Origin of the sequence: Alicyclobacillus fodiniaquatilis, assembly GCF_042678105.1 — a bacterium.
Lineage (GTDB): Bacteria > Bacillota > Bacilli > Alicyclobacillales > Alicyclobacillaceae > Alicyclobacillus > Alicyclobacillus fodiniaquatilis.
The window spans coordinates 85,465-97,506 of the sequence record NZ_JBHUCX010000044.1 but is presented as its reverse complement, the minus strand read 5'-3'; the positions used below and the strand labels follow the sequence as shown (position 1 = coordinate 97,506).

Below are 12,042 nucleotides of genomic sequence, written 5' to 3'. Positions count from 1 at the left end.
ACGTCTCTACTCATTGCGATCACCCAAGAACATCTTACCAAAACAAGTTAGATACGACTATGTCATCTAACGTTTAGTTGATCGTTAAAAGACATTTCGCCTAATGGCGAACGCCTTATATCCCCATAGCTAAAGCAAGGGGTTTTACGGCGCATCTGATAAATTTCAGCAATCGAACTTTCGTTCAAATTTCCTGGTTTCTCTTGTGGAAACGATGAATACTTTCCGTCAACTCGTAGTAGGGCGCCGTCCCCTATTTCCATTTGAGAAAATGCTCGTAGAGCGGTTCAAGCGCTTGTTCGGTCAACCATTTATGGTAGTCATTCAATATCCGCTATTCTTCCTGACGCGCCTGTTTTGACTTCTTTTCCATCCTTTGCCCTCCAAATGGGAACGTCAATGAACCAAGTTTAGCATAGCGACTATACATTCTCTTGATATCAACCAAAATCAGTTCAACCATCATCTATCCAGAGGAAAACACAAAAAACAGGAAAGCCTCAGCTGACCTCATTCTCCCTGATCATTTGTCAGCAACCGGCCCCCTCCGCACACGCGTCGGCAATTTTGAGCAACTGGCTCCCTAAATGCGCATTGCCAACCTGCATGAGAAATAAGCCCGTCGACATACATTGAATCAATCCCCACTCCCATATCGCTCGCGGCCGCACGCCTGTAAGAGAACTGATGTAATCGCATCGATCCCGCCCCAGTTGCGCGGGATCACCAGAGAACAAATCGTCCGGCCACGCTCTCATCAGCACGCCCAAGTCGCACGCCGGCTCACCTTGAATTCCATCGGGATCGATAAATTTGAATAGGGGTTTTTCCAGTGACGCATCGTCTAGACTCTGTAAGAGGTTGCCATTGTGGGCATCGCCGTGAACGAGTACGGCACATTCAGGCTGGTGTGCAGCGGCGCGGGATTGTGTAAAGGACAGGACCATTTTCAAGGCCTTTTCCGATGATGGACTGCCAAGTTCTTGCGAAAGCCGCTCGATGAAGTCAGCTAGCCCCATTGCCAGATTCGCACCAGATTGAAACACCACTTCTTGCGGAACGGGTGTCCAGGACTGTTGCAAGGTGGAACAGATGATTCGGATTTGCTCGCTCGTCGACAACGGAAGATCCCGCAACGGCGCCCCGAGCCGCTCCAGTAGCAGCGCGCGCCGCTCTATGTCATACTTCAGGAGACGTGCGTATCCATGCCCATCAGCAAGAGAGAGTGCTTGAATTTCGCTTTTAAGGTCAGAGTTCCCACTCATTTCTGGCATGCCTAGTTTGAGGACAACCTCTAGACCATCCGCGGTTTTTGCTCTGGTAACGTAAGCTTCAGATCCGCCTTCTAGACATTCCCCTATCACCACCAGTTGCCACTGTTTCTCCATTTGCCGGATAAGCTGGCCAAGGCTGTTCAGCCACTTTAACCCTTCAACGCCCAAGCTGATGGCCTTGTGTCGGACAGGCTCTGGCACCATTAAATCGCTCATTCTCGTCGCCCCCCAAGGGTTCACTTCGCCCAAGAATCGGAAACTCGACCGTCACTTTCGTGCCTTGCCCTAACTCGCTCTCGAAAGAAATGTGTCCATGAAACCGATCCGTGAGATGTTTGACGACATACAGCCCAATCCCTTGCCCACTTTTGCTTTCGTCAACTCTTGCATATTTTTGGTACAAGGCGTTTAACTGGTTTCTGGACATGCCTACGCCATCATCCTTGACGACAAACTGAATCCGATAATCTTGGACTGTTGCGGAGAATTCTACCGTGCCCTGTTCTCCTGTGTATTTAATCGCATTGCTAATCAAATTTGACAGGATGAGTTTAAGCCCCATTAGATTCCCCAGCATGGAATATCGCGGATCAAAATACAGATGTGTCACAAATGCGACATTCTCAACAAAGCTTTTTGTCTGCATCAACTGAACCACTTCGTGAATGGCATCGAACGGATAAATTGTCTCCAACTTCATATACAAATCATTTGAAAGCATTTGTTCCGTTTCGATGATGTGTGAGAGCTCTTGATCTATGGCGTTCACATAATGTCCGATAGCAACGAGCTTCTCCAACCCCTCTGAACTCAAGTTCGGCTCGCTCGTCCGCAAAATATTTGCGTAGCCGTTGATGATGGTGAGTGGATTACGAACTTCATGCGAAACAACGTGAACAAAATCGAGTTTCGATTTATAGAAATCCATTTCTGACTCAATTTTGGATTGAACAGATAGGGACGGAAAAACCGCCTTTCCTCTGTTGTAAAGAGGGGATCTAACCAATTCTGTATCTGTCATGAAATAATCGTGATTTTTGAGCATGTCAATCAGCAGCCCACTGGGCATGTTCGCCTCGTCGTAGGCACACACAGATACCAGTCTCCCTTCTTTGACACTATCATCCGCATTGTTTTCATACTGAATCAATTGAGACATGATGTCCTTATGCGCTCGCCATACGACACTTGCCCAAGTTCGAATCGTACGGTTTGTCTGTGGTAGTGATTTTAGAAAATCTTCGAAATGCTGGACGATTTTATCCGTTTGGAATTCAGTGTGTACACCGTAAAAAGTATCGGCGTCGTCGAAAAAAACGTATTGCAACGCTTCCTTCGAGCAAATACGCGAAAGACGTTTCAGAACTTCCTGATAGACGTCGCTACGCTCTACAATCATCACTAGGTGATCTAATTTAATTCCATCTATAACGTAAGCTACCAAGTTGTCGATATAGCAAGATTTGTTGTGGAATACATACAGAATGTGAGCGCCATTCTCGATTTCTAAATCCCGTTTCAAATGGATACTTTGCATTGTTTAAGGATATCTCCGTCCTGGTTCCCTGTTTACAACGTACACAGTATACCATCCATCGAGTTTCTGCTTATTAATCATTTTGTAATTTTTCCAGTCTTCCTTTGAAACACTTGCCCGGTATGCTGTTCGCATAGGGGTGATAACTCCTTATCACAATCAGTGAATTCGCAAACTCTCCACACCGATTCCGCACAAGGAGGTCACAAAATGAGCAATCACCACTTTTCGTTTTTCCCATTTGGCGTGCTGTACTGTCTGACGCTGTTTGCTTTCTTAGTCGCCTATATGGCAAGTCGGTTTATGCTGCGACGCCAAAACGCCAAACAACCCATGATCGATGCGTTGGCCGTACTGAAATATCGTTTCGCAGTTGGTGAAATGAGTGAAAGCGAGTATCAGAAACTGAAGGAATTACTTTGCAAATAAGCATGTCACAGATGGCCAAGGAGGAAACCCATGCTGGCGCAAATCGTCTTGTTCGATGGATTTGATCTTTTAGATGCACTTGCTCCCTACGAAGTGTTTGTAGCCGCAAACGCTTTTACAGAGGGTGAACTCGATGTGGAACTTGTGACTGCCGAAGGCGCAAGGATGGTGCCCAGCGGCATGACCGGGCTTGAAATCAAAGCCAGCGGCAAACTTGATCCCATCCGGGCGCAGATCGTCCTTATCCCTGGCGCAGCAGGAGATGTGGTTGGTGATGGTCCCGATTCCGTCCCCGCCATTCTTGCCCAAGCGGCAGAGACAGCGCTGACTCCATTGGTTCAGCAAAGTCTTGGCCAACCAGATACCCTCATTGCCACGGTCTGCGGCGGATCGCTCATCCTTGCTATGGGCGGGTTACTCAAGCATCGTCACGCTGTGACTCATCACCTCGGTATGGAGGTCCTGGCTGCGACCGGTGCAGTGCCCATCGCGGCTCGCGTCGTGCAAGATGGCAATTTGATCACGGGAGGAGGCGTCACATCGGGTCTTGATGTGGCGCTGTACATCGTTGAACAGCAGTTAGGACCACGCATTGCCCATGCTGTCGAGCAACTGTTTGAATATGAACGGCGAGGCGTCACTTGGCGCGCCGAGGGACTCATCCCTGTAAGCGGCGCTGCCCAACCTTCAAGCCATGTGACACCCAGCGCAAATGACAAAGAAACATCTATTGCTTCCAGCAATGCTGCAATCTTTGATGGCACATGGAAAGTCACCATTTCTACCCCTATCGGTAAACAGAATGTCCTTTTTCAGATTTCCACGAAAGATGGGCTAGTGAATGGGACGGCCACCCAAGACGAAGAGCGCGTTGAATTCGTGAACCCAATCATCACAGGAAATCGCATGATGTGGTCGCAGCGTATCACAAAACCGATGTCATTAGAACTCAAGTTTGACGTCACAATCAACGGGAACACAATGGTCGGCATCGCCAAAGCAGGCCTTCTCCCTCGCTCGAAGGTGGAGGGAACGCGCATGGCGTAGCACTCAAGCAAAAAACATCACCATATGATGATAGGCACAGTCGTGATCGCTAACCTTCAATTCGCAAGAGACTTGCAGAAAATTCACCTAATCGATCCAGTCGCCAACAGACGGCTGGATCGTCAGGGGTAGTCCATCTGTTATATCTGGCAGCCAAAACGTCACGATGGCCCCACCATCGGCATGGTTCTCTGCAGCGACGTCCCCCCCATGCCGTCGTATGATACGTTGTGCAATCGCCAATCCTAAACCTGCCCCTCCAGTTGAACGATTTCTCGAATCTTCGCCACGATACAGCGGTTCAAAAACGTGAGGGATGTCTTCTATCGAAAAACCCGCGCCCGAATCTCGAACTACAATACGCACTTTCCCTGGGCTTCTGCTGCATTGAACACGGATATCACCCTTTTGCGGCGTATGTCTCACCGCGTTATCAATGAGATTGTTCATCGCACGCGCAAGCAGGTGTCTATCTCCATGAATGTAAAAATTTCCGGAATGAACATCCACCAAAAGCGATATTTCTTTTTCTGTCGCTAAGACACGAAGGCCATCGACCGATTGCATGACCACATCTTTTATATCCACCAATTCCGACTGGATGGCAAAGCCATCTGCCTCCGTATACGCCATTTGCGTGAACGTGAACAAATCAGTCACTAAGTGATCTAATTGTCCTGCGGACTCCTTGCAAACCGCGACATACATCGCCATTTTCTCGGGTGTATGCGCAATCCCCTTCTCCAGTCCGTCTAAATATCCCCGCAAGGCAAATATCGGTGTGCGCAAATCATGCGCGACGGCATTGATGACGAAGGTCCTCTCTTCTTCTAAAACCGTCTGTTTCTGGAATGCATTTTGCAGCCCAACAACCATTGACTCAAAACCATTGCTCACTTCTGCAATTTCTAGAACCCGTGACTTCGATAAAACGACATCCAAATCCCCCACAGCAATTTGCCCTGCTGCGCGGCGCATCGCTTCCAGCGGCTTGATGATGAAACGGCGCATCGCAATGCCCACAATGAAAACCGCCAGACCAAAACCCAAAATGATGGCAAATATTTGCCATGCATTGAATGGCGCCATCCGCATCACGTCATGTGCCTGAACCTGGGTTTGCGGTTGATTCGTCGCAAAAGCGAGTTGTTTGGTGAGCAACAAATGAACCACCACAAATGTAATCCAAGGCAACGTGGAGATGAGCAATAATGCCCAAATCAAAAAAGTGCGTATCCGAATCGTTCTCATGTTACCTTCCCTCAAATCGATATCCGACGCCCCAAATATTGACGATGTACTTTGGCTTGTTCGGATCAGCTTCGATCTTCTCTCGCAAACGATTGACGTGCACTCGGATGGTCCCCTTATCTCCAACGCCGTTCCAAAACTTCGCAATCAAATGTTCATAAGTAAACACCTGTCGAGGATGTTCTGTAAATAGTTGAAGAAGGTCATACTCCTTCGGGGATAGAGAGATATCCCGACCATTGATGGATACCTCTCTAGCAGCAAAGTTCAATTCCAACGCGCCGAATCGAACCACTTTCTGGCGTGGACTGGTCCGTCTTAAAACGGCTTTCACCCTTGCCACGATTTCTCCAGGCGTAGCCGATTTTACGATATAATCATCTCCACCCAAAGTCAGCCCGCGAATTTTGTCCACATCATTGCTGCGCGCACTCAAGAACAAAATCGGGACCTCGCTGTTCATCCGAACCTCCCGACAAAAATCAAAGCCACTCTGTCCAGCCATCATAATATCCAAAATGATACAATCCGCTTTTTCATATATGCACCTTGCCTCATCGGCTCCATGCGCTGTTTCCACGTGAAACCCATCGTTCTCCAAGAAATCCTGCATCAATTGCAGGATGCGTTGATCGTCATCCACGACCAAAACTGTCGGGGGCATCATCATGTCAAATCCTCCGTCAATTCTTCATTCACCAACACGTGGAAGGATTAATGCAGCCAATCCCTATCAGTTTAGCACGCATCCGTCAGCCAGAATCAGCGTCACGCGCTTTGTATCGCCTTGTTTATCATTTTGTTACACTTTCCGAATCACTTTGGCGCATGGGTCTTGGAGATGATGCGAGTTAACTGCTTGCCCCAGAACAATGGCAAATTTCAATTTAAATGCTTTCTTTCTCTGCCATGGAATAAAACCCAACACCTCGGCATGACCACTGCTGGGATGAAAGATGCGGAAAGCATCTTCAACGTCGTCGTCTTCCCTGCGCCATTCGGCCCCAAAAACGCAACAGCCTCCCCCGCTCTAATCTCAAAAGAGATATCCAGCACAGCATGGCGAACCAACGTCTTGCGGGCAACTAAGTTTTTGATGGAATTACGCAGCCCCGTCTCCTTTTCGTAGTCGTGATTATCCATCTGAACGCTCTTTCATCTAGTGTTTCTTAATGATCCGGCTTCGCCTACTTTTGTAAGACGCTCTCCCTCTCCTTTTATTCTCCGCTCTTCGTAACTGTTTCTTGTCCAAGTTAAGCGCGGTGATCGCGATTTCTCTCTGTAAGTTGCGATAGCTATCCAGTCGAGTTAGATCAAGCAATCCTGCGGTGATCGCTTGTTGAACCGCACAACCTGGTTCTTGTTGATGTCGACAGTCATTGAAGAAACACTTATCCGCCAATTCTTGGATATCAGTGAATGTGGTATCGAAGCCATGATCCCCTTCCCAAAAGTGCAATTCCCTCATTCCGGGTGTATCGATGATGATGCCGCCTTCAGGCAGGAGAAATAATTCACGATTCGTTGTGGTATGCCGCCCTCTAGCGTCATTTTCACGCACCTCATGCACCCGTTGAACTTCCTTACCCAATAGTGTGTTTATCAAGGTTGATTTACCAACCCCTGAAGAGCCAAGGAGGGCAACAGTTTGCCCATGCACAAGATAAGGTGATAACGCTTCTAGCCCTTGTTGTTGAATGGAACTGATTACATGGATAGGCACACCGACGGCGATAGATTGGACTTGGGCAACCTTTTCATCGAGATCGTCACAGAGATCGGATTTGCTCAAAATGACAACCGGGGTGGAGCCGCTTTCCCAAGCGACGACAAGATACCGCTCCAATCTTCTCAAGTTAAAATCCTGATTGAGAGACATCACTAAAAACACAAGATCTACATTCGCTGCGACAATTTGCTCTTCAAATTCGTTACCAGCCACTTTGCGTGAGAACTTGCTTTTCCGCGGCAACACAGCGTGAATCATCGCTTTATCTCCCGGAAACTCTTCGATCACGACCCAGTCACCGACAGTTGGGAAATCCCCTCGCCCAGCTGACTGATGCCTCATCTTGCCTGAAACTTGAGCGAGGACCTCTCCTGACGCTGTAAGCAGTCCATACAGATGCCTGTATTCAGCAGCGACACGGCCAACGCAATGGCCAGATTGCACGTACACAGAAAACTTCTCTTCAAAAAAAGACGACCATCCGAGATCAGTAAGCTTCATTGAAAATCCCCCCAGCATGTGAGTTTACATAGTATCGCCAAGGTCAGTTGTTCTCCGTACCATGGCCAATGCGACGCCATCCATCAGTCCATGCCAAAAAAAACATTGAATTCCGCCGCAAAGGTACAGTACGACAACAACGATGGTCGTGATCGACAAACTGCTCCTTTGCCTATGGCGATCTACTGCTTTGTGTTGCACATGGTTAATGAAAAGGTCTCGAGTATGTCCGACACAGCAGCTGATGACATCGATAAGTTTTTGAGGTAATAGAAAAAGTGTTTAGAATCGTGGATGATATTAGACCGGATCAGTCTATATTTGGCTGGGATGGACTTCTCCCGAATTCGCGTATTTCGGTGACAACAAGCCACAGGACAGAGGCAGTCCTGTGGCTAATTTCAGACACAAAGACGCCCTGGGCATTGGTCGCCCAGGGCGTCACATCAGAACTCACCAAATTTTTGGTGAATCAAACTTCCGATAAGACGAGCGAGGGCAACATGAACATACGGAATCCACAATTCTCGTTTTTCATCGCCTTCACTCCCCTTCACAAAGTATGTGGAGCAATCATACACCGCTTGAATGAATGATGCAATACATTTTTTGAGCACATGTAGCCGCTTCATTTTAAAGGCATGCGACGTTAACTCTTCATGCAAGTTGGCTTGCGTATAAAAAAAGTCACTCCAGTAAGAGAACACCGAAATGACCCATCTATCAATCAATAATCAACCAAGTGTCTGATTTCTCTTAAAAGAAATTGGTTTCCATTGGCGCTTCTTGTTTGCCTTGAATCTCTTCCAACGCTTGTTGTATTGCTTGCCAGGATGATTGTAAAAGCGTAAAATTTTCGTTTTTCGCGTATTGATCAGCCATTAATAGATTCGTGTGGATTGCTGACCAATATTCATAGTGTGCACGATTAGATTTGGTATTCGGAGATGTGGATGTATAATATTTTTGGAAGGCTTGAATTGTGATTTTATCAGCTTCACGCTTGGATACTTCCCATGAAGCGATTTCGTTGCTGATTTTTGAAAGTTCCAATGCTGTTGGATTTGCTGTGGTAGAAACAGATTGATTCCCTTTTTGTTTGGCACGCCCTTCATTCGTCACAATGAGAGCACCGACAATGACGATGAGAATTCCATAAGAAATCACTACATACAGCATAAGATTTTTCTTCGGCTTTTTTTTTGCATGATTTACTGTTGTCTCTACGTTACCCACTGCTTTATTCGCGTATTTATGTAGGAGCTTGTTGCACAATATGATAGCAACACCAGCGATAATGACAACCAGCACACCAAAAATGGTTACAGCTAGCATTTTCACATCTCCAATCCATTCAGGTTGCGAAAGTACTGTACGATACATATCTATTCTAGGCAATAAAAAAGACGAGATGTTCATAAAGGGTTCACCAGTCTGTGAATTGTATTTGATAAACTTGAGCTAGACAGTTGGCGCGCATGTCGTTATGTGAAGAACTTTAAGAGGATATTTTTAGGAGATGTTGTCTTGGGTGTGCCAAAGTGGTATTGGATTATAGCTTGTCTGATCGGGATCGCAATCGGTGTTACAGCTTTGTTGATTTATGTCAACATGGGCTAAGGGTTTCCCTTATGGGACCCAGGCATTGTGCTTTGTTTGAGCGTTTGGTGATTGGCTGGATACCGCCTCCATAATGAAAGTACGCTATCCAGCTCGATTTCAATATTGGAATCCTCTTTTGGCAAATAGCGAATCCGTGAGTCATCATGCCTCCAAAGAATATCGAAGACCATTTATGTAACATAAGTTCCGTTTTTCCAATTAATTATCTGGTATCACTCCCTAACCATCACCTTCATACAGTTGGCCGAGTCCTGGAATAATTTCACTCATAGGTATCTCGAAGACTACCAGGAGTGAAATTCCATAACTTGAACTATTACAACTGTGGACAAAAATCCACACCATATCGATCCGCTACATAATCAGCCCAATGTCTCCACTTCGGGTGCTTCTCCATTCGAACATTCCCTAAAATCTCATTCCATGATACGCTCATAAACGTACATGGATCCCGCAACAGCTGTGGCCAAACCACATCCCACGACGAGCCCCATCTAGCCAGTGCTTTGCGCGGTGAGGACCCATCAGAAAACGGGAGAGAACGCACCTGTGAATTGCATTTCGGTGTAGCGAAAACCATAGTGACATGGTCGACTGGCATTCCAGAGAACTCACCACGCTTTTGAATTGCGTTTGCCAATAATTGCAGTCGAAGAAGCTGATAGCCCTCCCCCAAGAAGAAGCTATCATAAAATGCCGCATCTTCTGAACCTGGCATACAAGTTACCTCATCTATAAATGGCGAATCGTCGTGAAAGAAAAACCTTTCATATATCGAACGTTTGTCTGTCTCGCGGCTACTAATCCGCTCATCTTTTGTAGATTTTGACTCTGTATATTTCCATTCTATGAGTAGTAGATTTCGTTTTCCGGCCGTCGTTGAGTAGTAGATGGCAGCGTCTACACTTGTAGATAATTGACCCCTGAGCCTATTTGGGTTGAAACCAGGTTCCTTCAACAGATTGTTTTCGTCTCGCCATTCGAACGCTATGTACTGTCCATTTTCCAAAGGAATAACCGTCTCAACTTCAGAATCAAGTTGACCGACAACATCCCTCGCGAAGTCTTTATCGAGCGCGCTAGGAAACAAAAGATTTAAACAGGCAACCTGAGAAGAACACATATGGTTAGATGGAGTCCTATCCTTCCCACCCCAAAACTTAATTCGAAATTCTCGAAAATATCTGAGCACGTCATCGCGAATCCCTTCATAGAGATTCTCACTGGCGCACCTTTCGGGTAGGACAAAACTGTACTGCTTGCCATTAAAAAAACCATCATTTCGCGCTTCGCCCGAAAGCCCGGAATAGCCACGTTTAAAATCAGTCTGACGTCTTCGCGCCTTATCTCGATAACCTGTCGACGATTGTTTGCACATGATAATTCCTCCATCCTTAGTCTATTTTGGCCTCTTAAAATTATAAATTAAATTGCAGTGTATAGACCTGTAATCACGGTTGTATAGATGAGAAAAGTCATAATCTTCCCATCCACTCATGTACCCACTTCAGAACCTCCTCTGCCTTCCCATGAATCGCCAGGTCAAATTCTTCATCCATCCATTGTGCTAATCTTACAATATGAATGCTATTAACGTCTTGCGACCTTCAAAGCCCTGTTCAGAATGACCTCCTTATCTTCACTCACGTTATCGGTTCTCCCAATTCTTTACTTAGTCCCTGCAGACGTTGAATCCGTCTCGACATCCGAGGATGCGTTGAAAAAAGTGCGTCCAACCATCCGCGCCTTGGCGCCGGATCCAATGAGAACAGCATCGCGAGTGCAGTATGGTGATCGAGCATGGGCTCACTGAATTCAAGTTTGCGCAGCGCTCGAATTAAAGGTTTAGCTGATCCAATAAGGAAGACAGCCCCCTCATCCGCCCTATATTCACATCGACGCATGATATGGTGAAGCAATAATTGAATAATCAGGATTGCAACAATTCCAAACACGAACCCTCCCACGATTAGAAAAATCCCGAGCACAGCGCCTGATCCGCCTTCTTTATCGTCGTGATCGGTTGATCTAGATTGAAGCGCTGCAATTCCGAACGATACGCTGATTGCGCTAATAAAAATCACCAAACCGGTAAGCGCTATCCACCATCCATCAAACAAGCTGTCGCGCCGCTGCAGATGGGTCACTTCATGGGCCAGAACCGCTTGCAGTTCGTGATCATCAAGCATATCTAGTGCGCCGCGGGTAACTCCTATTGAGCGCATTCGACTCAATACCCCGGCCGCAAATGCATTCGCGGCCAGGGTCCGTAGAATAAAAACGCGTGGCATGCGAATATCTGCACTTTTGCAAATCGGAGTAAGTAAGCGCTTGACTCGTGCAACATCAGTTTCGGATTGTTCCTTGTCTACCAGCGAACAAGCATGCCAAGATAAGCAGACTATCGCATAGAAGAGGCAGACGACTATGACACCCAGACCACTCATCAATCCAATCCGAACTGATCCCAGTCGCAGACCAATCCACATGCCGAAACAGACAATAGCCCCCCAAAGTATCGCGTAGATGATCCATTGAAGCGTATCTGCCCTCTTTCGACGCCTCAGCAATCGTGAAGGTATACGTTGATGCATAACACGATCACCTCATCTCAACGACCATCCGCTGATTTTTTCCCAAGTCTCTATACC

General features: G+C 46.8%; 10 protein-coding genes and 1 pseudogene. 2 read left to right on the top strand and 9 right to left on the bottom strand.

Annotated features, from left to right (window positions below; translation table 11 throughout):
* Positions 1–530 precede the first annotated feature (530 nt).
* On the bottom strand, positions 531–1,490 hold the full coding sequence (locus tag ACFSB2_RS15905; RefSeq protein ID WP_377944077.1) for an aminoglycoside phosphotransferase family protein: 960 nt from the start codon (positions 1,488–1,490) through the stop codon (positions 531–533).
* Positions 1,432–2,811, bottom strand: a complete 1,380-nt coding sequence (locus ACFSB2_RS15900) for an ATP-binding protein (protein WP_377944076.1) — start codon at positions 2,809–2,811, stop codon at positions 1,432–1,434. The genes ACFSB2_RS15905 and ACFSB2_RS15900 overlap by 59 nt, the downstream gene beginning before the upstream one ends.
* Positions 2,812–3,021: 210 nt before the next feature.
* On the opposite strand from ACFSB2_RS15900, the gene ACFSB2_RS15895 reads away from it, so the two are divergent.
* Both ACFSB2_RS15895 and ACFSB2_RS15890 read left to right on the top strand, forming a co-directional pair.
* Complete coding sequence (locus ACFSB2_RS15895; RefSeq protein ID WP_377944075.1) at positions 3,022–3,240, top strand: SHOCT domain-containing protein; 219 nt, start codon at positions 3,022–3,024, stop codon at positions 3,238–3,240.
* A gap of 30 nt (positions 3,241–3,270) precedes the next feature.
* Positions 3,271–4,287, top strand: coding sequence for a DJ-1/PfpI family protein (locus tag ACFSB2_RS15890; RefSeq protein ID WP_377944074.1), 1,017 nt, complete (start codon positions 3,271–3,273; stop codon positions 4,285–4,287).
* Positions 4,288–4,374: 87 nt separating this feature from the next.
* On the opposite strand, the gene ACFSB2_RS15885 is transcribed toward ACFSB2_RS15890, so the two are convergent.
* From ACFSB2_RS15885 to ACFSB2_RS15855, 7 genes and pseudogenes are all read right to left on the bottom strand, one after another.
* The gene (locus tag ACFSB2_RS15885; protein ID WP_377944073.1) at positions 4,375–5,538 is read right to left on the bottom strand and encodes a sensor histidine kinase; all 1,164 of its coding nucleotides are present in this window, start codon (positions 5,536–5,538) and stop codon (positions 4,375–4,377) included.
* A 1-nt stretch (position 5,539) separates the two neighbouring features.
* Positions 5,540–6,208 (bottom strand): response regulator transcription factor, encoded by a 669-nt coding sequence (locus tag ACFSB2_RS15880; RefSeq protein ID WP_377944072.1) that lies wholly within the window; start codon positions 6,206–6,208, stop codon positions 5,540–5,542.
* 189 nt (positions 6,209–6,397) lie between these two features.
* Positions 6,398–6,681: pseudogene (locus ACFSB2_RS15875) on the bottom strand (ATP-binding cassette domain-containing protein); the annotation flags it as partial.
* 16 nt (positions 6,682–6,697) lie between these two features.
* Positions 6,698–7,768, bottom strand: a complete 1,071-nt coding sequence (gene rsgA / locus ACFSB2_RS15870; protein WP_377944071.1) for a ribosome small subunit-dependent GTPase A — start codon at positions 7,766–7,768, stop codon at positions 6,698–6,700.
* A gap of 756 nt (positions 7,769–8,524) precedes the next feature.
* Positions 8,525–9,187, bottom strand: coding sequence for a hypothetical protein (locus ACFSB2_RS15865; protein WP_377944070.1), 663 nt, complete (start codon positions 9,185–9,187; stop codon positions 8,525–8,527).
* A 520-nt stretch (positions 9,188–9,707) separates the two neighbouring features.
* Complete coding sequence (locus ACFSB2_RS15860) at positions 9,708–10,769, bottom strand: PGN_0703 family putative restriction endonuclease (protein ID WP_377944068.1); 1,062 nt, start codon at positions 10,767–10,769, stop codon at positions 9,708–9,710.
* A gap of 265 nt (positions 10,770–11,034) precedes the next feature.
* On the bottom strand, positions 11,035–11,985 hold the full coding sequence (locus tag ACFSB2_RS15855; protein ID WP_377944067.1) for a M48 family metalloprotease: 951 nt from the start codon (positions 11,983–11,985) through the stop codon (positions 11,035–11,037).
* Positions 11,986–12,042 lie beyond the last annotated feature (57 nt).